Genomic DNA, 22,133 nt, shown 5'->3' with positions numbered 1-22,133 from the left:
CCCTCGACCCGACCTCAGGAGTCGATCATCATGCAGCTCACCGCTCCGGCCTCGCGCCGCACCGGTATCCGTGACACCGACGGCATGGCCGTCGCGTCCTTCATCCTCGGCCTCCTCGGCCTGCTCGTGCTCAACCTCTTCCTCGGCCCGATCGCCATCGCGCTGGCGAGCGTCGCTCTGTGGCGCGGTACCGAGCGCCGCGGCCGCGCGCTGCTGGGTCTCGGACTGGGCGTCGCCGACCTGCTGGTCCTCGCGGCCTTCATGGAGTTCGACAGCACGATCTCGTGGAGCTTCTGAGCCGCCGTCGGACAGCCGTCCGCCGGTACGCCGCGGCCGGGCCCGGGGACGACGGGCCGTCGCCGCGCCGGAAGGCGGTCCGCATTCGGCCAGCCTTGCTCTGAGGCCGGTCGAAAAGGAGCCGTAGAATCGGGCTCACCATGGCTTACCTCGACCACGCCGCGACCACCCCGATGCTCCCGGAGGCGGTTGAGGCGTTCACCGCCCAGCTGGGTGCCACCGGCAACGCGTCCTCCCTCCACGCATCCGGCAGGCAGGCCCGCCGCACCGTCGAGGAGGCCCGCGAGACCCTCGCCGAGGCCCTCGGCGCCCGCCCCAGCGAGGTCGTCTTCACCTCGGGCGGCACGGAAGCCGACAACCTCGCCGTCAAAGGCCTGTACTGGTCACGCCGCGACGCCGACCCGGCCCGCACCCGCGTCCTGGCCAGCCCCGTCGAGCACCACGCGGTCCTCGACGCCGTGCACTGGCTCGGCGAACACGAGGGCGCCACCGTCGAGTACCTGCCGGTCGACACCCACGGCCGCGTCCACGCGGACGCCCTGCGCGAAGCGATCGCCCGCAACCCCGGCGACGTGGCACTCGCCACCGTCATGTGGGCGAACAACGAGATCGGGACCATCCTGCCCGTCCGCGAACTCGCCGACGCGGCAGCCGAGTTCGAGGTCCCGCTGCACGCGGACGCCGTCCAGGCCTTCGGCCAGATCCCCGTCGACTTCGCCGCCTCCGGCCTCGCCGCGATGACGGTCTCGGGCCACAAGATCGGCGGCCCCTACGGCATCGGCGCGCTCATCCTGGGCCGCGAGCACACCCCCGTCCCCGTTCTGCACGGCGGCGGCCAGGAGCGGCACGTGCGCTCCGGCACCCTCGACGTGCCCGCCATCGCCTCCTTCGCCGTCGCCGGACGGCTCGCCGCTCAGCAACGCGAGTGGTTCGCCGCGGAGATCGGCGCCCTGCGCGACGCCCTCGTCACCGCGGTCCGCTCGGCCGTGCCGGACGCGATCCTCGGCGGCGACCCGGACCCGGCCGGACGCCTCCCGGCCAACGCGCACTTCACCTTCCCCGGCTGCGAGGGCGACTCCCTGCTGCTCCTGCTCGACGCCCAGGGCATCGAGTGCTCGACCGGCTCCGCCTGCACCGCCGGCGTCGCCCAGCCCAGCCACGTCCTCCTCGCCACCGGCACCGACCCCGACCTGGCCCGCGGCACCCTGCGCTTCTCCCTCGGCCACACCTCCACCGAGGCCGACGTCGAGGCCCTGGCCAAGGCCATCGGCCCGGCGGTGGAACGGGCGAGGGCGGCGGGCCTCACCTAGGCCCCGGGGCGGGCAAGCCGTGGCGGCGGGCCTCACCTGGGAGCCGGGGCGCGGCAACGTGCCGGCCTCCCCTCGGCCCAGGGGCGGGCGAGCCGTCGCGCTCAGGCCGGTGTCGTACGCGCCCGGCGTATCAGGCGCAGGTACTTGTCCCAGTCCCAGTGCCGCCCCGGGTCCGTGTGGTCCGTGCCCGGGACCTCCACGTGGCCGATGATGTGCTCGCGGTCGACGGGTATGTCGTAACGGGCGCAGATCCGGGCCGTGAGACGGGCCGAGGCCTCGTACATCTCGTCCGTGAAGTCCTGCGGGCGGTCCACGAAGCCCTCGTGCTCGATGCCGACACTGCGTTCGTTGTAGTCGCGGTTGCCCGCGTGGTACGCCACGTCCAGCTCGCGGATCATCTGGGCCACATGCCCGTCCTGCCCGACGATGTAGTGCGCCGCCGCACGGTGGCCAGGGTCCTGGAAGGCCTTCACCGCACTGTCGAAGCTGCCCTGGGTGACATGGACGACGACCATGTCGATGCCGTAGTCGTCGGGGCGGTCCGCGCGGCGCCAGTTCGCCTCCGACGCCGCCACCCAGCGCGCGCCCGCGTAGTCGACCTCGCCCTCCTTGCGCGGCTTCTCCACGCCCGGAGTGCGCCACCACAGCCGCGCCAGCTCGTCGCGGGCGAGCAGGGCGGAGCCCGCCGCGGCCGCCGTGCCGCCGATCAGCAGCGCACGTCGGCCGACCTTGCGGTCGCCGTCCCTCGAAGCCTTCCGCTGTCCCATGTGATCGACAACGGATACCCGGCGGCCCCGGTTCCCGCGCCCCGTACCCTGGAAGGGTTATGACTGAGACCCCGCAGCGCCCCCGTCCCCTCCGCGTCCTGGCCGCCATGTCCGGCGGAGTCGACTCCGCCGTCGCCGCCGCCCGCGCGGCCGAAGCGGGCCACGACGTGACCGGCGTCCACCTCGCGCTCTCCGCCAACCCCCAGTCCTTCCGGACCGGCGCGCGGGGCTGCTGCACCATCGAGGACTCGCGTGACGCCCGCCGCGCCGCGGACGTCATCGGCATCCCGTTCTACGTGTGGGACCTCGCCGACCGCTTCCGCGAGGACGTCGTCGAGGACTTCGTCGCCGAGTACGAGGCCGGCCGCACCCCCAACCCCTGCCTGCGCTGCAACGAGAAGATCAAGTTCGCCGCGCTCCTCGACAAGGCGCTCGCGCTCGGCTTCGACGCCGTCTGCACGGGCCACTACGCCCAGGTGATCGTGCGCGAGGACGGCACCCGCGAGCTGCATCGTGCCTCCGACATGGCCAAGGACCAGTCGTACGTCCTCGGTGTGCTCGACGACCGGCAGCTCGCCCACGCGATGTTCCCGCTCGGCGACACGGTCACCACCAAGGACGAGATCCGCGCGGAGGCCGAGCGCAGGGGCCTGGCCGTGGCCAAGAAGCCCGACTCGCACGACATCTGCTTCATCGCCGACGGCGACACCCAGGGCTTCCTCGCGAACCGGCTCGGCCGTTCCGAGGGCGACATCGTCGACGAGTCCGGCACCAAGATCGGCACGCACGAGGGCGCCTACGGCTTCACGATCGGCCAGCGCAAGGGCCTGCGCATCGGCACGCCCGCCCCCGACGGCAAGCCGCGCTACGTCCTCGACATCTCGCCGGTGGACAACACGGTGACCGTCGGCCCGGCGTCCGCCCTGGACGTCAGCGCCCTCACCGCGATCAAGCCCCGCTGGTGCGGTGCCGCCCCCGTCGGCCCCGGCACCTACACGGCCCAGCTGCGCGCCCACGGCGGCGAGACCGAGGTGAGTGCCGAGGTCGTCGACGGCTCCCTGGAGGTCACCTTCACCGAGCCCGTCCGCGGCGTCGCCCCCGGCCAGGCGATCGTGCTGTACGACGGCACGCGCGTAGTGGGCTCGGCGACGATCGCGTCGACGGTCCGGGCGACGGCGGGCGTGGCCTGATCCCACCGCGGGAAGCGGGAGCCGGCTCCACGCGGTTTCCCGCCGTGGGGAGCCGTGAGCGCACGGGGGCACGCGCGTGGGGCACGCCCACGGCTTCCGGCGGCGGGGCCGGCGTTCGGCTCAGTCCCGGCCGAAGAACTCCATGAGCACCGGGGCCAGCACGTTCGTCTCGACCATGTGCGTCTGTCCCTGCAGCGTGCGGTACGCGCCCTCGGGGACCGATTCCGCGATCGCCCGGGCCGCCTCGCGCAGCCACTCGGGGCTCGCGTCGCCCGCCACCGCCAGGACGGGAACGCCGACCGAGCCCAGCCGGGAGCGGGGGACGCGGCCGTCGCGCATGACGGCGTCGTCGTAGGCGAGGCTCGGGGCCATCGCCTCCATGCCGGCCCACATGGGGGACTGGCGGGCGCCCTGGATCACTCCCTCGGCCAGACCCGTCAGGCGCAGGAACAGCTCGACCGCGTCCCCGCGCCGCCCCTCGCCGAGCGCCTCCGTCAGCCGCCCGGTGTACTCCGCACGCTCCTTGGCGCCCTCCTCCGACATCGCGAACGGCGTCTCGTAGACGGCCACGCGCCGCACCGGCAGCCCGCTCGCCGCCGCCTCGAGCGCCAGGGCCCCGCCCGAGGAGATGCCGTACAGGAGCGCCTCGCCGCCCACCGCCTCGATCACCGCGGCCAGGTCCTCGACCTCACGTTCCACGGCGTACGGCGCGGTGTCACCGCTGGCATCGCGGCCCCGGCGGTCGTACACCACGGCCTGGAAACGCTCCGAGAGCGACACGGCCAGCGGCGCCAGGGTGCCGCCCGTCGACATCGCGCCGCTCACCAGGACGACCGCGGGGCCGCGTCCGGTGCTCTCGTAGGCGATGCGGGTGCCGTCACGCGAAAGGGTCTTCTTGTCCATGCTCATGCAGACTGCCGCACGCCGCGGTGTTCATCGATGAGGCGGGCGGCGCGTCCGCCGATCAGATCACTTCCACCTCGTAGAAACACAGGTGGTTCCTGATCTCGGCGACGTTCGGCTTGGGGTCCGGATACGCCCAGACGAGGTCCGCCGCGTCCGGCCGCGACCAGTAGGAGGCGGTGCCCTTGAACGGGCAGTACGTCTGCGTGCCGGACGGCGTCAGCAGGTCCGTGCGCACGTCCTCGGGCGGGATGTAGTAGCGCTCGGGACAGCCCGTCTCGCGCAGGACCAGCGACCGGTCGCTCTCCGCCAGCACCTGACCGTCGTGCACCACGCGCACGCGCCTGCCGCTCCGCTCGATGGTGATGCGATGCCCTGTCGTCACGATCGTCTCTCCTCGGGTAGCCGACTCCTCCGCTACAGCGCAGGCTGAAGCGGAGTTCTTCCCCCGCGGCAGGAGGCCCCCATGCGCGCCACGGAACCGGCCGGAAACCGCTCCCGCCTGCTCCACCAGGTCCGGTACGCCCTGCGGCACCCGGACCGGGTGCCCGCGCACGCCCGGCGCACGCTGCGGGACGCCTGGCTGCGGCTGCGCCACCCCGACCACATCGCCTACTACCGGGCCGTGATGGCCTCGGACTCGGCCCGCAGCACCGAGGCGGCGGTCGGGCACAACCCCTCGCGTGAACAGTGGGAACGCGTCGGCCGCATGCAGTTCGACTACCTGGTGGGCCACGGCCTGCGGCCGCACCACCGGATGCTGGAGATCGGCTGCGGCAACCTGCGCGCCGGACGGCTGTTCATCGACCACCTCGACACCGGGCACTACTACGGCATCGACATCTCGCCGCACATCCTGCTCGCCGCGCAGGAGACCCTCGTGGCCGAGAAGCTCCAGCCCAAACTGCCCTACCTGGCGCTCGCCGACGACCTCACCTTCGCCTTCCTGCCGGACGCCCACTTCGACGTCGTGCACGCGCACAGCGTCTTCTCGCACTCGCCGCTGCACGTCATCGAGGAGTGCTTCGCCCACGTCGGCCGGATCCTCGCGCCGGGCGGCTTCTTCGACTTCACCTTCGACCGGACCGAGGGGGAGGAGCACCAGGTCCTGCACGAGGACTTCTACTACCGGACGCGGACCCTCACCGACCTCGCCGCGAAGCACGGCCTGTCCGCCCGGTTCATGGACGACTGGGAGCGCCTGCCGCACCGGCAGTCCAAGATGCGGGTCACCGTCACGGGGGACCGGGCCCGTACGGTGGGCGCATGAACATCTGTGTCTTCCTGTCCGCCGCCGACCTCGACGAGCGCTACACCCGCCCCGCGCGCGAGTTCGCCGAACTGCTGGGCAAGGGCGGCCACACGCTCGTCTGGGGCGGCTCCGACGTCGGCCTCATGAAGGTGGTCGCCGACGGGGTGCAGGAGGCCGGCGGCCGGCTGGCCGGCGTCTCCGTGCAGTTCCTCGCGGCCAAGGCCCGCCCGGGCGTCGACGAGATGGTCGTCGCCAAGGACCTCGCCGAGCGCAAGAAGCTGCTCCTGGAGAAGGCCGACGCCGTGGTCGTCATGGTCGGCGGCACCGGCACGCTCGACGAGGCGACCGAGATCCTGGAGCTGAAGAAGCACGGGCACACCGACAAGCCCGTGGTCCTGCTCAACACCGCGGGCTTCTACGACGGCCTGAAGGAGCAGTTCCGCCGCATGGACGCCGAGGGCTTCCTGCCCCGGCCCCTCACCGACCTGGTCTTCTTCGCCGAGGAGCCGGTGGGGGCACTGGCGTACCTGGAGGAGAGCCAGGGCATCGAGTAGGCCGGTGCCGGTGCGAGCGGGGGAGGGCCGGCGGGGCATCGAGTGACCGGCCGTGATGCGAGCGCGGTGGGGGTGCCGGGGCGTCGAGGGGCCGGCTGTGGGGCCTGCGCGGTGGGGGTGCCGGGGCGTCGAGTGGCCGGCCGTGGGGCCTGCGCGGTGGGAGTGCCGGGGTTCGAGTGACCCGGCCCTGATGCGAGCATGGCGGGCATGGCTACTCATGTGATCACCGGAGCCGGCTCCGGCATCGGCGCGGCCGTGGCCCGCCGCCTGCACGCGCGCGGGGACGAACTCGTGCTGCACGCGCGCGACGCGGGCCGCGCCAAAGAACTGGCGGCCGAGTTCCCCGGGGCGCAGACCCTTGTCGGCGACCTCGCGGACCCCGACAGGCTGTCCTGGGCCTTCTCCCACCAGCCGCTGCCCGACCGCGTGGACTCGCTGCTGCACATCGCCGGTGTCGTCGACCTCGGCCCGGTCGGCGAACTCACCCCGAAGACCTGGCGCCACCAGCTCAACGTCAATCTGATCGCCCCGGCCGAGCTGACCCGCCACTTCCTGCCCCAACTGCGCGCCGCCCGCGGGCACGTGCTCTTCGTCAACTCCGGCGCCGGCCTCAACGCCCACGCCGACTGGTCCGCCTACGCCGCCTCCAAGCACGGTCTGAAGGCCCTCGCCGACTCCCTGCGTCACGAGGAGCACGGCAACGGGATCCGCGTCACCTCGGTCTACCCCGGCCGCACGGCCAGCCCCATGCAGGCCAAGGTCCACCAGCAGGAGGGCAAGGCCTACGACGCCGCGCGGTGGATCGACCCGGAGTCGGTCGCCACGACGGTCGTCATGGCCCTTGACCTGCCGCGCGACGCCGAGGTCAACGACCTGACGGTGCGCCCGGGGAGCTGACCCCGGCACGCCACCTGCGTAGGCTTCTCCGGTGAGTGAAAACAGCCAGTTCAGGTTCGGCGCGGCCACCGGCGTGGGGTCCATGCCGGGCGGCGACGCCCGAGAGGCCGCCAAGACCGTCACCGGCACCTTCGAGGACTTCCCCTTCCTGCCCGAACTGCCCGCCCGGGGACCCGGCGCGGACATGATCGGCCGGACCGCCGGCCTGCTCGTCGAGCTGTACGCGCGCGTGGAGCCCAGCGGATGGCGGCTCGGGGACCGGCCGGGCCGGGACACCAAGCGGGCCCGCTCCTGGCTCGGCGAGGACCTCGACGCGCTGGAGGAGTTCACGCAGGAGTACGAGGGCCCGCTGAAGGTGCAGGCCGTCGGTCCCTGGACCCTCGCGGCCAACCTGGAGCTGCGCAACGGGGAGGCCGCCCTCTCCGACCCCGGAGCCTGCCGCGACCTCGCCGCCTCCCTCGCCGAGGGGCTGCGACTGCATCTCGCCGAGGTGCGGCGGCGCATCCCCGGCGCGCAGCTCGTCCTCCAGCTCGACGAGCCGTCCCTGACCGCCGTTCTGCGCGGCCAGGTGAAGACCGCCAGCGGCTACCGCACCCACCGGGCCGTCGACCGGCAGGTCGTCGAACAGACGCTGCGCGACCTCGTCGGGGTGCACGAGGCGGGCCCGGTCGTGGTCCACTCCTGCGCTCCCGACGTGCCGTTCGCCCTGCTGCGCCGGGCCGGGGCGGCCGCCGTCTCGTTCGACTTCTCCCTGCTCACCGAGCGTGACGACGAGGCGATCGGGGAGACCGTGGAGGCCGGCACCCGGCTCTTCACCGGTGTGGTGCCGTCCGCGGAGGGCCCATTGTCAGACCCTGCCGGTAGCGTCATGGGTGTCAGGACGCTGTGGCGCAGGCTGGGGCTGTCTCCGGGGCTTCTCGCGGAGGCGGTCACGGTCACCCCCGCGTGCGGACTCGCGGGGGCCTCCCCGGGGTACGCGCGCAGGGCTCTCGCGCACTGCGCCCGGGCGGCGAGATCCCTCGCGGACAACCCAGAGTAACGGGAGGACGACACGGTGGCCGGCGACAAGCAGGCGGAGACGACGACGGTGCCCGCCGAGGCACGGGAGAAGCACGCGCGCCTCGCGGAGCAGATCGAGGAGCACCGCTTCCGTTACTACGTGAAGGACGCTCCCGTCGTCAGCGACGCGGAGTTCGACCAGCTGCTGCGTTCCCTGGAGGCGCTGGAGGAGGAGTACCCCGAGCTGCGCACGCCGGATTCGCCGACCCAGAAGGTCTCCGGGTCCTACGAGACGGAGTTCACGGCGGTCGCGCACCGCGAGCGGATGCTCTCGCTGGACAACACGTTCAACGACGACGAGATGGCCGCCTGGACGGAGCGCATCGCCAGGGAACTGGGCGAGCAGGAGTACCACTTCCTGTGCGAGCTGAAGGTCGACGGCCTCGCCGTGAACCTCACCTACGAGCGCGGCCGCCTCACCCGGGCGGCCACCCGCGGCGACGGCCGCACCGGCGAGGACATCACCCCCAACGTGCGGACGATCGCCGAGATCCCCGACCGCCTCAAGGGCGACGACGTGCCCGACCTCGTGGAGATCCGCGGCGAGGTCTACTTCCCGATGGAGAAGTTCCAGGAGCTCAACGCCCGCCTGGTGGAGGCCGGCGACAAGCCCTTCGCCAACCCGCGCAACGCGGCGGCCGGTTCCCTGCGCCAGAAGGACCCGCGCGTCACCGCCACCCGCCCCCTGCACATGGTGGTCCACGGCATCGGCGCCCTGGAGGGCTTCACCGGCCTGACCCGCCTGTCCCAGGCCTACGACCTGCTCAAGACCTGGGGCCTGCCCACCTCCCGGCACAACAGGGTGGTCGACGGCCTGGAGGGCGTGCGGGAGTTCATCGCCCACTACGGCGAGAACCGCCACTCCGTGGAGCACGAGATCGACGGCGTGGTCGTCAAGCTCGACCAGATCCCCCTCCAGGGCCGCCTCGGCTCCACCTCGCGTGCCCCGCGCTGGGCGATCGCGTACAAGTACGCGCCGGAGGAGGTCAACACCAAGCTCGTCAACATCCGCGTGGGCGTGGGCCGCACCGGCCGCGTCACCCCGTACGCCCAGGTCGAACCGGTCACGGTCGCAGGCTCCGAGGTCGAGTTCGCCACCCTTCACAACCAGGACGTGGTCAAGGCCAAGGGCGTCCTCATCGGGGACACGGTGGTGCTGCGCAAAGCCGGTGACGTCATCCCGGAGATCCTCGGCCCGGTCGCCGACCTGCGCGACGGCAGCGAGCGCGAGTTCGTCATGCCGAGCGAGTGCCCCGAGTGCGGCACGGCCCTGCGGCCCATGAAGGAGGGCGACGTCGACCTGCGCTGCCCGAACGCCCGCACCTGCCCGGCCCAGTTGCGCGAGCGCCTGTTCTACCTCGCCGGCCGCAAGGCCCTGGACATCGAGCACTTCGGCTACGTCGCAGCGGCCGCCCTCACCGCCCCGCTGGAGCCGAGGACCCCGCCGCTGGTCGACGAGGGCGACCTCTTCGACCTCACCATCGAGCAGCTGCTGCCCATCAAGGCGTACGTCCTCGACCCGGACAGCGGCCTGCCCAAGCGCGACCCGAAGACCGGCGAGGAGAAGGTCGCCACGATCTTCGCCAACCAGCAGGGCGAGCCCCGCAAGAACGCCGTCGCCATGCTGGAGAACATCGCGGCGGCCAAGGAGCGCCCCCTGGCCCGCGTCCTCACCAGCCTGTCGATCCGTCACGTCGGGCCCGTCGCCGCGGAGGCGCTGGCCCGCGAGTTCCGCTCGATCGAGCGGATCGACCAGGCCACGGAAGAGGAACTGGCGGTCACCGAGGGCGTCGGACCGACCATCGCCGCCTCCCTCAAGCAGTGGTTCGCCGAGGACTGGCACCGCGACATCATCCGCAAGTGGAAGGCCGCCGGCGTCCGCATGGAGGCCGAGAGCACCGGCGAGGACGAGGGGCCGCGCCCTCTCGAGGGCCTCACCGTCGTCGTCACCGGCACCCTCGAACACTTCACGCGGGACGGCGCCAAAGAGGCGCTGCAGAGCCGCGGGGCCAAGGTGACCGGCTCGGTCTCGAAGAAGACGTCGTTCGTCGTGGTCGGTGACAGCCCCGGGTCGAAGTACGACAAGGCGATGCAGCTGAAGGTTCCGGTCCTGAACGAGGAGGGTTTCGGCGTCCTGCTGGAGCGGGGGCCGCAAGCCGCGGCCGAAGTCGCCCTTTCGGCCGAGGAGTAGCGGTTGAAGGCCACCCGTTCGGCGCATACCAGATGCATACGGGTGGCCGGGGCGCATTCGGGCAACCGTCGGCGACCGCTGCCCGTGGAAGCCTTCTGCGGCCTACTGTTGAGATGTGCGCCTGCCGTGCCCAGCTGCGGTCGGGGCATCTTCGTGCTCGCACGGAGCGCGGGGAAGGGTTTTCGGGCGCGGGCCGCCTAAGGGTTGTCGGGCACCGGGCCGCGGGGCGTGGGCACCGCCGGCTGTGAGAGGGACGGGAATGGAACCGACCGAGAGCGCCGTGCCGGGCTCACGGCTGCACCTGCGCCGGATGGCGGTCGCCTGGCGTGCGGTCCGTGAGGCCGTACGGCCGGCGGGGCGTCCGGGTGCGGAGGTGCGCGCCGTCGGACAGTACACCCCGGACGGGCGCGGCGCCGGTGGGCGCGCCGCGGACGGGCCCGGGGCACAGCCGGTCATCGACCACACCCCCGGACCGTCCGGCGCGGATCAGGACGCGGACGGCGATCGGCACCAGTCCTGGCCCGCGCTGCCCGCGGCGGTCGTCGCGGCCGCCGGGCTCGTCCTGGGCGCCGGCTTCTACCGGGCCTTCACCGGCGGACACGCGCTCTTCCCGGCCGGCACGGCCGGCTGGTCGCTGGCGGTGCTCACCGGCATCATCGTCGGCCACCTCGTCATGCTGGGCCGCTCCCGCTGGTGGGGCGGCACCGGCTCGGGCGCCGCCCTCACCCTCGCCGTGCTGCTGCTCTACGGCTGGGTTCCGGCCGGCATGGTCAGCCTCACGGTGGTCGTACTGGTCGGCATAGCCCGCCGCAACCGCTGGCGCCAGGGAGTGCTGCACGGTGCGGTCGACCTCCTCGGCATCGGCGCGGGCGCGCTCGTGCTGGGCGTCTTCGGCACCGTGCCGTCCGTCGAGTCCCCGGCGGAGCCCGCCGCCTGGACACTCGCCACGGCGCCCCAGGTCGCCCTGGTCGCCGTCGCGTACCTGATGGTCACCCGGGTCCTGCTCTGGTACCTGCACGCCCCGCGCCCCGGGCTGCCCACCGTCGCCCGCACCGCCCTGGTCAGACAGGGCCTGGTGGCCGTCGCGCTGCTGGGCATCGCGCCGCTGGTCTGCGTGGTCGCCGTGGCCAAGCCCATCCTGCTGCCGCTGTTCTCCATCCCCCTGATCGCCCTGGACTCCACCCTGTGGATCGCCCGGGCCCGGGCGGAGGAGCAGCTGCGCGACCCGCTGACCGGGCTGCCCAACCGCCAGTGGCTGCTGGAGCGCATCTGGACCGCGCTGGACGACGCGGAGCGGATCGACGCCCGCGCGGCCCTGATGCTGATCGACCTCGACCGGTTCCGGTCGGTCAACGACACGCTGGGTCATCTCGCCGGTGACCGGCTGCTGCTGCAGATCGCCGACCGGCTGCGGGTGGCGCTGCCGCGCGGGGCGGAGGCCGCCCGGCTCGGCGGGGACGAGTTCGCCGTCTTACTCCCGGTCGCCGACTCCACGACCTCCGCCACCCGGGTCGCCCGCAACCTCGTGGCCGCCCTCAGCTCTCCCCTCGACCTCGACGGCCTCACCCTCGTGCTGGAGGCCAGTGCCGGGGTCGCCGTCTTTCCCGACCACGCGCTGGACGCCGAAGGGCTGCTGCGGCGCGCGGACGTGGCGATGTACCAGGCGAAGCGGGACCGCACCGGCGTCGAGGTCTACGAGTCCAAGCGTGACTCCAACACCCCCGACCGGCTCGGTCTGCTGGGCGATCTGCGCCGCGCCCTCGACGCGCACGAGGTGCAGCTGCACTACCAGCCCAAGGTCCGTTTCGACGGGCAGGTCGCGGGCCTCGAGGCGCTGGTCCGCTGGGTGCACCCCGAGCGGGGCAAGGTGCCGCCGGACGAGTTCATAGCGATCGCGGAGTCCTCGGGGCTGATGCCCCATCTCACCGAGTACGTGCTGGAGACCGCTCTCGGCCAGGTCGCGCACTGGCGGGAGCAGGGTCTGTTCGTCCCGGTCGCGGTGAACGTCTCCCCGCGCGATGTGCACACCCCCGGCTTCGCCGGTTCCGTCGCCGCCCGGCTGGCCCGGCACGGCGTCCCGGCGGGAGCGCTCCAACTGGAGATCACGGAGCACGTGCTCCTGGAGGACCCGCAGCGCGCCGCCGACACCCTCAACCAGCTGACCGCGCACGGCGTGAAGATGTCCCTCGACGACTTCGGCACGGGCTATTCCTCGCTCGTGCACCTGCGGCGGCTGCCGGTGAGCGAGCTGAAGATCGATCGTTCGTTCGTGGCGCGGCTCGCTGTCGATGCCGAGGACGCGGAGATCGTGCGCTGCACGGTCGACCTCGCCCACTCCCTCGGCCTGCTCGTCGTCGCCGAGGGCGTCGAGGACGACGAGACCTGGGAGCGCCTGCGCGATCTCGGCTGCGACGCCGTCCAGGGGTGGCTGGTCGCCGCCGCGATGCCCCCGGAGGAGACCACGGCGTGGCTGCGGGCCCGGGGCGCCCGGGGATGGCAGCGCCCGCGCGCCGCGCTGCCCGCGGCGACCGCCGACGAATAGGCCCCCCGCTGTCGCGCTCGTCCGGAGCGAACTCCCCGGGGCGAGCGCTCAGTCCGTGCCCTGCGGCACGAAGTGGCCGATGAACAGCGCCAGCCGTCGCTCGTGCGCCTCCTCGGGCAAACGGCCGCTGCGCATCAGGGTCACCAGTCCGTGCAGCCCGGCCCAGTACGTCTCCGTCAGTGCTCCCGTGTCCTCGCCCTCGGCCGCGATCGGCTGGACGGCCTGCAGCAGTTCGCCGAAAGCGTCCTGGAGGGCCGCGGGCGCCTCCGGGGTGGCGAAGGGCAGGTCCACGTCGAGCGTGAAGATCACGTCGTAGAGCGCGGGCCGCCGCCGGGCGAAGGCGGTGTACGCGCGGCCCACCGCGGCCAGCGCCTCGCGGGCACTCCCGGCCGCCGTGCGCGCCGCCCGCATCTCCTCGGCCAGGTCGGCGCAGCCCTGCACCGCCACCGCCGCCATGATCGCGCCCTTGCCCTTGAAGTGGCTGTAGAGCACCGGCTGGCTGTACTCGATCTCGTCGGCGAGCCGGCGCGTGGTCACCGCGTCCCAGCCCTCCGCCTCCGCCAGCTCCCGCGCGGCCGTCACGATCAGCCGCTCGCGTTCCGCTCGTTCACGCTCCCGGCGCGTCTGGATCGTCATGCCAGAAACCCTAGCACCGCTAGCATTCCTGCCGACGCTCTGCTAGCTTCGCTCTTGTCCCTAGCAGTGCTAGCAATCAGCGAACCGGAGAAGGTCATGACCGTCGCCGCATACACCCTGGCCGTCGTGCTCAACCTGTTCTGCCTGTTCCTCGGCTACCGGTTCCTCTTCCAGCCCGCCCCCGCGGCCGCCGGCTACGGCGTCCCGGCCGGCCCCGGCGGCGACGCCGGTGCCTACCTGACGATCAAGGGTCTGCGGGACGGCACCCTCGGGCTGGCCGGTCTGGCTCTGCTCGCCTTCGCGGGGGCCGGGGCCGAGGCCTGGTTCATGCTCGCCGTGGCACTCGTGCCGCTCGGCGACACCCTGATCGTGCTGCGCCACGGCGGTACGAAGGCGGTGGCCTTCGGTATCCACTTCGCCACCGCGGTCGTCGTCCTGATCAGCGCCGGCCTGCTCTTCGCGGTCTGAGCGCATCCCGAGCGCCTCCGGGGCGAAACCGTTTCACGGGCACGGCCCCGCGCCCCATAGGATTGGGCCAAACCACATTCACTCACCCCAGAGGATCGCTGCATGCCTGGCATCACGCGCGAGGAGGTCGCCCACCTCGCCCGGCTGGCGCGTCTGGAGCTGAAGCCCGAAGAGCTCGAGCACTTCGCGGGACAGCTGGACGACATCATCGGCGCGGTCGCACGCGTCAGTGAGGTCGCCGACCAAGACGTACCGCCGACCTCGCACCCGCTCCCGCTGACGAACGTCATGCGCGTGGACGAGGTCCGTCCGTCGCTCACCCCCGAGCAGGCGCTCTCCGGCGCCCCGGCCCAGGAGCAGCAGCGTTTCAAGGTGCCGCAGATCCTGGGGGAGGACTAACAGCCATGACGGACATCATCAAGCTCACGGCCGCCGAGACGGCCGCGAAGATCGCCTCCGGCGAGCTCACGGCCGTGCAGGTCACCGAGGCCCACCTGGCCCGCATCGAGGCCGTCGACGAGAAGGTGCACGCCTTCCTGCACGTCGACCGCGAGGGCGCCCTCGCCCAGGCCCGTGCCGTGGACGCCAAGCGTGAGCGCGGCGAGAAGCTCGGCCCGCTGGCCGGCGTGCCCCTGGCGCTGAAGGACATCTTCACCACCGAGGGCGTGCCCACGACCGTCGGTTCGAAGATCCTCGAGGGCTGGATCCCGCCGTACGACGCGACCGTCACCCAGCGCCTGAAGGCCGCCGACGTGGTCATCCTCGGCAAGACCAACATGGACGAGTTCGCCATGGGGTCCTCCACCGAGAACAGCGCCTACGGCACGACCGGCAACCCCTGGGACCTCACCAAGATCCCCGGCGGCTCCGGCGGCGGTTCCTCCGCCGCGCTGGCCTCCTTCCAGGCGCCGCTCGCCATCGGCACCGACACCGGCGGCTCCATCCGCCAGCCGGCCGCCGTCACCGGCACGGTCGGCGTGAAGCCGACGTACGGCGCGGTCTCCCGGTACGGCATGGTCGCCTTCTCCTCCTCCCTCGACCAGGGCGGCCCCTGCGCCCGCACGGTCCTGGACGCGGCCCTGCTGCACGAGGTGATCGCCGGGCACGACCCGATGGACTCCACCTCCATCGACGAGCCCGTCCCGGCGGTCGTCGAGGCCGCCCGCAACGGCAGCGTCGAGGGCATGCGCGTCGGCGTCGTCAAGCAGTTCCGCGGCGAGGGCTACCAGGCCGGCGTCATCCAGCGGTTCGACGAGTCCGTCGCGCTGCTCAAGGAACTGGGCGCCGAGATCGTCGAGCTGGACTGCCCGTCCTTCGACCTGGCGCTGTCGGCGTACTACCTGATCGCGCCCTCCGAGTGCTCCTCCAACCTCGCCCGCTTCGACGGCCTGCGCTACGGCCTGCGGACCGGCGACGACGGCACGCACTCCGCCGAGGAGGTCACCTCCCTCACCCGTGAGGCGGGCTTCGGCCCCGAGGTCAAGCGCCGCATCATGCTCGGCACCTACGCCCTGTCGAGCGGCTACTACGACGCCTACTACGGCAGCGCCCAGAAGGTCCGCACGCTCATCAAGCGGGACTTCGACAAGGCGTTCGAGCAGGTCGACGTGATCGTCTCGCCGACGACTCCGACCACCGCCTTCGGGATCGGCGAGCGCGCCGACGACCCGATGGCGATGTACCTCGCCGACCTGTGCACCATCCCGACCAACCTGGCGGGCAACGCGGCCATGTCGCTGCCGTGCGGTCTCGCCCCGGAGGACGACCTCCCGGTCGGTCTGCAGATCATCGCCCCCGTCATGAAGGACGACCGCCTGTACAAGGTGGGCGCAGCCGTCGAGGCCGCCTTCGTGGAAAAGTGGGGCCACCCGCTGATCGAGGAGGCTCCGTCGCTGTGAGCGCACTGTCCAAGGCCAAGGGCTTCAAGAAGTCCAAGTCCGGTCTGTACGTGTCGATGGCCACGTCGGCGTTCGGCGCCGTCGGTGTCTACAAGCAGATCAAGAAGGCCCGCGGAGACAACGACACGCTGCGGCTGCTCGACGCCGTCGTGACCGGCGCCGCTGTCGTCACCAACCTGGCCATTCTCTACCGCGAGCTGAAGCGGCTGGGCGACGACGACGTCCTGCTGGGCTGAGAGGGAAGTACTCACCGTGACCACCACGACCGACCTGGTGTCGTACGAGGAAGCACTCGCGTCGTACGACCCCGTCATGGGCCTCGAGGTCCATGTCGAACTCGGCACCAAGACCAAGATGTTCTGCGGCTGTTCGACCGCCCTCGGCCAGGACGCCAACACGCAGACCTGCCCGGTCTGCCTCGGCATGCCCGGCGCGCTCCCGGTCGTCAACGCGACCGGCGTCGAGTCCGCGATCAAGATCGGCCTCGCGCTGAACTGCGAGATCGCCGAGTGGTGCCGCTTCGCCCGGAAGAACTACTTCTATCCGGACATGCCGAAGAACTTCCAGACCTCCCAGTACGACGAGCCGATCGCCTTCAACGGCTACCTCGACGTGCAGCTGGAGGACGGCGAGACCTTCCGCGTGGAGATCGAGCGCGCCCACATGGAGGAGGACACCGGCAAGTCGACGCACGTCGGCGGTGCCACCGGCCGTATCCACGGCGCGTCCCACTCGCTGCTGGACTACAACCGCGCCGGCATCCCCCTCATCGAGATCGTCACCAAGCCGATCGAGGGCGCGGGCGAGCGTGCCCCCGAGGTCGCCCGGGCCTACGTCCGTGAGCTGCGCGAGGTCATCAAGGCGCTCGGCGTCTCCGAGGCCCGGATGGAGATGGGCCAGATGCGCTGCGACGTGAACCTGTCGCTGCGCCCCCACGGCACCGAGAAGTTCGGCACCCGTTCCGAGACGAAGAACGTCAACTCGCTGCGGTCCGTGGAGCGCGCGGCCCGCTTCGAGATCCAGCGGCACGCGGCCGTGCTGTCCTCGGGCGGCACGATCATCCAGGAGACCCGGCACTTCCACGAGGACACGGGGTCCACGACCTCGGGCCGGGTGAAGGAGGAGGCCGAGGACTACCGGTACTTCCCGGAGCCCGACCTCGTCCCGGTGGCCCCGTCCCGAGAGTGGGTGGAGGAGATCCGGGCCGCGCTGCCCGAGCTGCCGCTGGTCCGCCGCAACCGGCTCCGCGAGGAGTGGGGCGTCTCGGCCACCGACATGCAGGCGATCCTCAACGCCGGTGCGCTGGAGCCGATCGTCGCCACGATCGAGGCCGGAGCCGACGCCGCGTCCGCCCGCAAGTGGTGGATGGGCGAGCTGGCCCGCAGCGCCAACGAGTCGGGCAAGGCGCTCGACGAGCTGGCGATCACGCCGGCGCAGGTGGCCCGGGTCACCGAGCTCGTCGCGAAGGGCGACCTGAACGACAAGCTGGCCCGCCAGGTCATCGAGGGCGTCCTCGCGGGCGAGGGCACCCCGGACGAGGTCGTCGACAAGCGCGGCCTGAAGGTCGTCTCCGACGAGGGCGCGCTGACGGCGGCCGTCGACGAGGCCATCGCCGGCAACCCGGGCGTCGCGGACAAGATCCGCGGTGGCAAGGTGGCCGCGGCCGGAGCGCTGGTCGGCGCGGTCATGAAGGCCACGCGTGGGCAGGCCGACGCGGCTCGCGTCAAGGAGCTGATCCTTCAGAAGCTGGGCGTCAGCGAGGGCTGACCGCCCGTGGACCCGGCGAGGGGGGACGCACCGTACCCGGTGCGTCCCCCCTCGTCATTCACTCATGGGCGTCATCCACTCAGAGGCGGCGGCCGACGACCCGGACGAAGCCCAGCGTCCGGCCCCGGTCGAGGCGCAGCATCTCGGCGCACTGTCCGGCCATCCGGACGTGCCACTCGTCCGTGCTCTCGTCGGCCACGACCTCGCACCAGCGCAGCCAGTCGCGCCAGCCGTCCTCCAGCCAGTCCGCGGCCTCGACCTCCACGGCCCCGCTGCGGGTCCAGTGGCGCCGCCACCAGGCGGCCGAGTGGAAGCACCAGAAGTCGGGCTCCCAGTAGGGCTTGAGGTGCTCCGGCGGCTCGACGCCGTCGATCTCCTCGCGCAGCGCCGGCACGACGGCGCCGATCCGCCCGCCGGGCTTCAGCAGCCGGGTCAGCCCGGGCAGGTACAGGTCGTTCGTGCCGAAGTACTGGTAGGCGTCGATCGAGACGATCGTGTCGAAGCTGTTCTCGCCGAACGGCAGGTCGTGCGCCTCGGCGAACACGGGCAGGACGCGGTCGGCGACACCCGCCTCGACGATGCGCCCGGCGTTCTCGTCGGGCTTGATCCACAGGTCGGCGGCGGTGACCTGGGCGTCGTACTCCCTGGCGAGGAAGACCGACGTCATGGCGCGGCCGCAGCCCAGGTCGAGCACGCGGGAGCCGGGGCTCAGGGTGTCGAGCCCCAGGGCGGGGGCCAGCCACTCCAGCAGCCACAGGGCGTGCGGGCCCATCTGGTTGTCGACGGTCCAGCGGGCGTCGTAGCCGTTGCTGCGGGGGTAGCCGGGGTGGCTCACACGGTCAGTGAGGGGGGCGTTCGAGGTCCGGGAAGTGTTGTCCGACATCGGTGGACGGGCTCCTTGAGTCCTTGAGGAAGAAAGGGGATGCGTAGGAGCTCGGTCGGACCGTCAAACAATGCACCTGCTTCGGCCGGGCGGCGGGACGCCGCGGGCATTCCTCGGACCAGCGGACGCTAACAGCCGGGCTCCCGGCCCCGCAGCCGGTTTTCCCCGCCGGGCGCGCTACCGTCACGGCCATGAGTGGACGCCCTGATTCCGACAAAGAGCCCGAGATAGCGGACTCGGAGGCGGCTGCCGGGCAGGACGAGGCCGGTGACCCGGCGCAGGACGAGGGAGCCGCGCGCCGCGCCCGCTGGACGGCTGCCGCCACCGGTGCCGCACTGACCCTCGCGGGACTCGCAGCGGCCGTGCTCCGCCTCGCCCGCCCCGCGCCGGCGCTCGTCCCGGCCGCCTACGCCGGCGGGGCCGCCGTGTGCGCTGCCGCCGCCGTACTGGGCGCCCGCGGCCGCACCCGGCGGGCGCTGTGGCTGCTGATCGCGGGCGTGATGGTGATGGCCCTGGGGGACCAGTTCGACTGAGACCGGCCGCTGTGAATAAGCCCACGAAACCGACAAATGATCTCTTTCGTTTGTAAGAGTGGCAGCGCATTGCTCATGCGTTCTTTGCTGGCTGTTCAGTTCATGCACGACTGTTCCCGGCCAAAGATCCACACAAGGCAACTCCGGGAGCACGTTCCGTGGCAGCCCTCGCACGCTGGTGTGTCCAGCGCCGTCTGCTCAGCGTCCTGCTGTGGCTCCTCGCTTTCGCGGGGGTCGCCGCCGGCGCCGCCGTCGCCGGCACCACGTACTCGAACGACTACCAGGTCCCCGGCACCGAGTCGGGCCGCGCCACGGAACTGCTGCACGAAGGCTTCCCGCGGTTGGGCGGCGACAGCGACACCGTCGTCTGGCACACCACGTCCGGCAGTGTCCGCGCCGCCGACGTCGAGCAGGCGATGACCCGAACCCTGGACCGCATCGAGAACCTCCCCGGTGTGGCCTCGGTCATCAGCCCCTACGGCGGGTCCGGCACAGGCCGCATCAGCGCGGACGGCCGGACCGCGTACGCCTCGGTCACCTTCGACGACCAGGCCGAGGACATCGCCGAGGGCGAGGCGCAGGCCGTCGTCGACACCGCGAAGAGCGCCGAGACCGGCGGGCTCCAGGTGGAGCTGGGCGGCAGCGCCGTCGCGCTCACCGAGTCCTCCGGCGGGCACGTCGCCGAGATCGTCGGCGTGATCGTCGCCGCGGTGGTGCTGTTCCTCGCCTTCGGCTCGCTCGCCGCGTCCCTGCTGCCCATCGCCACCGCCCTGGTCGGGGTCGGCACCGCGTACGCGGGGATCGTGCTGCTCGGGCACGCCATGACCGTCGCCGACTTCGCCCCCATGCTGGGCATGCTCGTCGGACTCGGCGTCGGCATCGACTACGCGCTGTTCATCGTCACCAGACACCGGCGCGGGCTGAAACGCGGGCTGTCCGTCACCGAGGCCGCCACGAACGCCGTCGCGACCACCGGACGGGCGGTCGTCTTCGCGGGTGCCACCGTTTGCATCGCCCTGCTGGGCATGCTGATCCTGCGGCTCAGCTTCCTCAACGGCGTCGCCGTCGCGGCCGGCCTCACCGTGATCCTCACCGTCGCCGCCTCCGTGACGCTGCTGCCCGCCCTGCTGTCGTTCATCGGCATGCGCGCGCTCAGCCGCCGCGAGCGCCGCCGCCTCGCGGAGCACGGCCCCGAACCCGAGGTGCCCACCGGCTTCGCGGCCCGCTGGGCGGCCTTCGTGGAGCGCCACCCCAAGGTGCTCGGCGCGGTCGCCCTGGTCGTCATGGCCGTCCTCGCACTGCCCACCCTCTCGCTGCACCTGGGCACCTCCGACCAGGGCAACGGTCCGAAGACGGCCACCACCCGCCAGGCCTACGACCTGCTCGCCGACGGCTTCGGCCCCGGCGTGAACGGCCCGCTCACCCTCGTCACGAAGGTCGACGGCGCCGACGACAGACTCGCCCTGGACAACCTCGACGGCACCCTCCGCGCCACCGAGGGCGTGGCCTCGGTCACCCCGGTGACGTACGACTCCGGCGGCCACACCGCGTACCTGACCGTCGTACCGGAGTCCTCCCCGCAGTCGAAGCAGACCAGCGACCTCGTCGACCGGCTGCGCGAGGAGGTGCTGCCGCGTGCCGAGTCGGGCACCGCGCTCGACGTGCAGGTGGGCGGCATGACGGCCGGCTACGACGACTTCGCCGACATCATCGTCTCCAAGCTGCCGGTCTTCGTCGGGGCCGTCATAGGTCTGGGCTGTCTGCTGCTCCTGCTCGCCTTCCGGTCCCTCGGCATACCGCTCAAGGCCGCCGCGATGAACGTCGCCGCCGTGGCCTCCGCCTTCGGGGTGGTGGTCGCGATCTTCCAGTGGGGCTGGGGCAGCGAACTGCTCGGCCTCGGCAGCGCGGGACCCATCGAACCCTTCCTGCCCGTGATCATGGTGTCGGTGCTCTTCGGCCTCTCCATGGACTACCAGGTCTTCCTGGTCAGCCGGATGTACGAGGAGTGGCTGGAGACCGGTGACAACCGGCGGGCGGTGCGGGTCGGCCTCGCCGAGACCAGCCGGGTGATCAACTCGGCCGCCGTCATCATGATCTCCGTCTTCCTGGCCTTCGTGCTCAGCGGCGACCGGGTGATCGCCATGTTCGGCATCGCCCTGGCCGCCGCGGTCGCCCTGGACGCCTTCGTCCTGCGCACGCTCCTCGTCCCGGCCCTGATGCACCTGCTGGGCGGCGCCAACTGGTGGCTGCCCCGCTGGCTGGACAAGCGCATGCCGCGCATCAGCATCGAGCCGCCCGAGAGCCGCGCCGCCCATGAGAGGCTGGCCGCCGCGACGGACGCCGAGGTGGCGGACGTCCTGGCGGAGGAGGAGCGGCAGCGGGATGTACGCGATATCGCTGGGTGACGACGCCGAGCTGAAGCCCCTGGAGCCCTGGCACGTCGGGGAGTTCCTGGCGCACCTGGAGCGGGGGCGGGAGTTCATCGGGCGGTACATCCCGTTCGGGACGACCGAGACGGACCTGCTCTCGGCCCGCGCGAAGCTCCAGCGCTACGCCGACATGCGCGCCGCCGACACCGGGTCCCTGCACGGCCTGTGGCTGGAGGGAACCCTGGTGGGCGGGGTGCTCTTCCTGAACTTCGACGCGGCGAGCGGGAACTGCGAGGTCGGCTGCTGGCTGGAGCCCGCGGGAACGGGCCGCGGCCTGGTCACCCGCGCGATGCGGGTGCTGATCGACTGGGCGGTCGAGGAGCGCGGCATCCACCGTGTGGAGTGGGTCGCCGCCTCGGGCAACCAGCCGAGCCTGAACGTGGCCCGGCGGCTCGGGATGACCCGCGACGGTGTGCGCCGCGAGGCTCACCCCTATGGTGGCGTACGGCACGATCTCGAAGTCTGGTCGGTGCTGGCGCCCGAGTGGCGGGCCGCACGCGCGTGTGCGGCTCACGACGATCATTAAGAGACTTCTCAGACAGCGACCCTACGGTGCG

22 protein-coding genes are annotated in these 22,133 nt (G+C 72.1%); 17 read left to right on the top strand and 5 right to left on the bottom strand.

The features are described from left to right. Positions 1-30: 30 nt before the first annotated feature. The gene (locus tag AB0937_RS12830; RefSeq protein WP_366711390.1) at positions 31-297 is read left to right on the top strand and encodes a DUF4190 domain-containing protein; all 267 of its coding nucleotides are present in this window, start codon (positions 31-33) and stop codon (positions 295-297) included. Between the two features lie 140 nt (positions 298-437). Beyond that, the gene (locus AB0937_RS12825; RefSeq protein WP_366711389.1) at positions 438-1,607 is read left to right on the top strand and encodes a cysteine desulfurase family protein; all 1,170 of its coding nucleotides are present in this window, start codon (positions 438-440) and stop codon (positions 1,605-1,607) included. A 101-nt stretch (positions 1,608-1,708) separates the two neighbouring features. Here the strand turns inward: AB0937_RS12825 and AB0937_RS12820 are convergent, their stop codons facing one another. Beyond that, a complete protein-coding gene (locus AB0937_RS12820) occupies positions 1,709-2,374 on the bottom strand; it encodes a peptidoglycan recognition family protein (RefSeq protein WP_366711387.1) in 666 nt (221 codons plus the stop codon). 59 nt (positions 2,375-2,433) lie between these two features. On the opposite strand from AB0937_RS12820, the gene mnmA reads away from it, so the two are divergent. Beyond that, complete coding sequence (gene mnmA / locus AB0937_RS12815; protein ID WP_366711385.1) at positions 2,434-3,564, top strand: tRNA 2-thiouridine(34) synthase MnmA; 1,131 nt, start codon at positions 2,434-2,436, stop codon at positions 3,562-3,564. Between the two features lie 120 nt (positions 3,565-3,684). Here the strand turns inward: mnmA and AB0937_RS12810 are convergent, their stop codons facing one another. Together AB0937_RS12810 and AB0937_RS12805 are read right to left on the bottom strand one after the other, a co-directional pair. Further along, complete coding sequence (locus AB0937_RS12810) at positions 3,685-4,467, bottom strand: alpha/beta fold hydrolase (protein WP_366711384.1); 783 nt, start codon at positions 4,465-4,467, stop codon at positions 3,685-3,687. Between the two features lie 61 nt (positions 4,468-4,528). Continuing rightward, on the bottom strand, positions 4,529-4,852 hold the full coding sequence (locus AB0937_RS12805; RefSeq protein ID WP_366711383.1) for a DUF427 domain-containing protein: 324 nt from the start codon (positions 4,850-4,852) through the stop codon (positions 4,529-4,531). A gap of 81 nt (positions 4,853-4,933) precedes the next feature. Between AB0937_RS12805 and AB0937_RS12800 the strand changes: the two genes are divergently transcribed. From AB0937_RS12800 to AB0937_RS12775, 6 genes are all read left to right on the top strand, one after another. Further along, a complete protein-coding gene (locus AB0937_RS12800) occupies positions 4,934-5,737 on the top strand; it encodes a class I SAM-dependent methyltransferase (protein ID WP_366711382.1) in 804 nt (267 codons plus the stop codon). Beyond that, the gene (locus AB0937_RS12795) at positions 5,734-6,273 is read left to right on the top strand and encodes a TIGR00730 family Rossman fold protein (protein ID WP_366711380.1); all 540 of its coding nucleotides are present in this window, start codon (positions 5,734-5,736) and stop codon (positions 6,271-6,273) included. Before AB0937_RS12800 ends, AB0937_RS12795 begins: the two co-directional genes overlap by 4 nt. Before the next feature lie 207 nt (positions 6,274-6,480). After that, positions 6,481-7,170 carry an SDR family oxidoreductase gene (locus AB0937_RS12790; protein ID WP_366711378.1) on the top strand — a complete coding sequence of 230 codons (690 nt, stop codon included), beginning with the start codon at positions 6,481-6,483 and terminating at the stop codon, positions 7,168-7,170. A gap of 31 nt (positions 7,171-7,201) precedes the next feature. Continuing rightward, positions 7,202-8,209: a methionine synthase gene (locus AB0937_RS12785; RefSeq protein ID WP_366711377.1), complete on the top strand. Its 1,008-nt coding sequence runs from the start codon at positions 7,202-7,204 to the stop codon at positions 8,207-8,209. Between the two features lie 15 nt (positions 8,210-8,224). Further along, positions 8,225-10,420, top strand: a complete 2,196-nt coding sequence (gene ligA / locus AB0937_RS12780; protein WP_366711375.1) for an NAD-dependent DNA ligase LigA — start codon at positions 8,225-8,227, stop codon at positions 10,418-10,420. 259 nt (positions 10,421-10,679) lie between these two features. Continuing rightward, positions 10,680-12,962, top strand: coding sequence for a bifunctional diguanylate cyclase/phosphodiesterase (locus AB0937_RS12775; RefSeq protein WP_366711373.1), 2,283 nt, complete (start codon positions 10,680-10,682; stop codon positions 12,960-12,962). Between the two features lie 48 nt (positions 12,963-13,010). Here the strand turns inward: AB0937_RS12775 and AB0937_RS12770 are convergent, their stop codons facing one another. Then, on the bottom strand, positions 13,011-13,598 hold the full coding sequence (locus AB0937_RS12770) for a TetR/AcrR family transcriptional regulator (RefSeq protein WP_366711371.1): 588 nt from the start codon (positions 13,596-13,598) through the stop codon (positions 13,011-13,013). A 96-nt stretch (positions 13,599-13,694) separates the two neighbouring features. Between AB0937_RS12770 and AB0937_RS12765 the strand changes: the two genes are divergently transcribed. From AB0937_RS12765 to gatB, 5 genes are all read left to right on the top strand, one after another. Continuing rightward, positions 13,695-14,066 (top strand): DUF4267 domain-containing protein, encoded by a 372-nt coding sequence (locus AB0937_RS12765; RefSeq protein WP_366711370.1) that lies wholly within the window; start codon positions 13,695-13,697, stop codon positions 14,064-14,066. A gap of 102 nt (positions 14,067-14,168) precedes the next feature. Then, positions 14,169-14,465, top strand: a complete 297-nt coding sequence (gene gatC / locus AB0937_RS12760) for an Asp-tRNA(Asn)/Glu-tRNA(Gln) amidotransferase subunit GatC (protein WP_031485327.1) — start codon at positions 14,169-14,171, stop codon at positions 14,463-14,465. Between the two features lie 5 nt (positions 14,466-14,470). Continuing rightward, on the top strand, positions 14,471-15,964 hold the full coding sequence (gene gatA / locus AB0937_RS12755; RefSeq protein ID WP_366711368.1) for an Asp-tRNA(Asn)/Glu-tRNA(Gln) amidotransferase subunit GatA: 1,494 nt from the start codon (positions 14,471-14,473) through the stop codon (positions 15,962-15,964). Continuing rightward, complete coding sequence (locus AB0937_RS12750; RefSeq protein ID WP_019329755.1) at positions 15,961-16,200, top strand: hypothetical protein; 240 nt, start codon at positions 15,961-15,963, stop codon at positions 16,198-16,200. Before gatA ends, AB0937_RS12750 begins: the two co-directional genes overlap by 4 nt. Positions 16,201-16,216: 16 nt before the next feature. Then, complete coding sequence (gene gatB, locus AB0937_RS12745; RefSeq protein WP_366711366.1) at positions 16,217-17,731, top strand: Asp-tRNA(Asn)/Glu-tRNA(Gln) amidotransferase subunit GatB; 1,515 nt, start codon at positions 16,217-16,219, stop codon at positions 17,729-17,731. 79 nt (positions 17,732-17,810) lie between these two features. Here gatB and AB0937_RS12740 read toward each other — a convergent pair whose 3' ends face one another. Beyond that, a complete protein-coding gene (locus AB0937_RS12740; protein ID WP_366711364.1) occupies positions 17,811-18,614 on the bottom strand; it encodes a methyltransferase domain-containing protein in 804 nt (267 codons plus the stop codon). A 191-nt stretch (positions 18,615-18,805) separates the two neighbouring features. Between AB0937_RS12740 and AB0937_RS12735 the strand changes: the two genes are divergently transcribed. From AB0937_RS12735 to AB0937_RS12725, 3 genes are all read left to right on the top strand, one after another. After that, a complete protein-coding gene (locus AB0937_RS12735; protein ID WP_366711363.1) occupies positions 18,806-19,147 on the top strand; it encodes a hypothetical protein in 342 nt (113 codons plus the stop codon). 158 nt (positions 19,148-19,305) lie between these two features. Beyond that, complete coding sequence (locus tag AB0937_RS12730; RefSeq protein WP_366711361.1) at positions 19,306-21,552, top strand: MMPL family transporter; 2,247 nt, start codon at positions 19,306-19,308, stop codon at positions 21,550-21,552. Next, the gene (locus tag AB0937_RS12725) at positions 21,530-22,102 is read left to right on the top strand and encodes a GNAT family protein (RefSeq protein WP_366711360.1); all 573 of its coding nucleotides are present in this window, start codon (positions 21,530-21,532) and stop codon (positions 22,100-22,102) included. The genes AB0937_RS12730 and AB0937_RS12725 overlap by 23 nt, the downstream gene beginning before the upstream one ends. The last annotated feature ends 31 nt before the right edge of the window (positions 22,103-22,133 follow it).

It is taken from the genome of Streptomyces sp. NPDC047880 (genome assembly GCF_040706515.1).
In the GTDB taxonomy this organism is placed as follows: Bacteria; Actinomycetota; Actinomycetes; order Streptomycetales; family Streptomycetaceae; genus Streptomyces.
Note: the sequence above shows the minus strand (reverse complement) of the source record. Positions and strands in the feature narration are given on the sequence as shown.

Coding starts and splice junctions, on each gene's coding strand:
- AB0937_RS12830 (WP_366711390.1), top strand. CDS start 31: ATGCAGCTCACCGCTCCGGCCTCGCGCCGCACCGGTATCCGTGACACC.
- AB0937_RS12825 (WP_366711389.1), top strand. CDS start 438: ATGGCTTACCTCGACCACGCCGCGACCACCCCGATGCTCCCGGAGGCG.
- AB0937_RS12820 (WP_366711387.1), bottom strand. CDS start 2,374: ATGGGACAGCGGAAGGCTTCGAGGGACGGCGACCGCAAGGTCGGCCGA.
- mnmA (WP_366711385.1), top strand. CDS start 2,434: ATGACTGAGACCCCGCAGCGCCCCCGTCCCCTCCGCGTCCTGGCCGCC.
- AB0937_RS12810 (WP_366711384.1), bottom strand. CDS start 4,467: ATGGACAAGAAGACCCTTTCGCGTGACGGCACCCGCATCGCCTACGAG.
- AB0937_RS12800 (WP_366711382.1), top strand. CDS start 4,934: ATGCGCGCCACGGAACCGGCCGGAAACCGCTCCCGCCTGCTCCACCAG.
- AB0937_RS12795 (WP_366711380.1), top strand. CDS start 5,734: ATGAACATCTGTGTCTTCCTGTCCGCCGCCGACCTCGACGAGCGCTAC.
- AB0937_RS12790 (WP_366711378.1), top strand. CDS start 6,481: ATGGCTACTCATGTGATCACCGGAGCCGGCTCCGGCATCGGCGCGGCC.
- AB0937_RS12775 (WP_366711373.1), top strand. CDS start 10,680: ATGGAACCGACCGAGAGCGCCGTGCCGGGCTCACGGCTGCACCTGCGC.
- AB0937_RS12770 (WP_366711371.1), bottom strand. CDS start 13,598: ATGACGATCCAGACGCGCCGGGAGCGTGAACGAGCGGAACGCGAGCGG.
- AB0937_RS12765 (WP_366711370.1), top strand. CDS start 13,695: ATGACCGTCGCCGCATACACCCTGGCCGTCGTGCTCAACCTGTTCTGC.
- gatC (WP_031485327.1), top strand. CDS start 14,169: ATGCCTGGCATCACGCGCGAGGAGGTCGCCCACCTCGCCCGGCTGGCG.
- gatA (WP_366711368.1), top strand. CDS start 14,471: ATGACGGACATCATCAAGCTCACGGCCGCCGAGACGGCCGCGAAGATC.
- AB0937_RS12740 (WP_366711364.1), bottom strand. CDS start 18,614: ATGTCGGACAACACTTCCCGGACCTCGAACGCCCCCCTCACTGACCGT.
- AB0937_RS12735 (WP_366711363.1), top strand. CDS start 18,806: ATGAGTGGACGCCCTGATTCCGACAAAGAGCCCGAGATAGCGGACTCG.
- AB0937_RS12725 (WP_366711360.1), top strand. CDS start 21,530: ATGTACGCGATATCGCTGGGTGACGACGCCGAGCTGAAGCCCCTGGAG.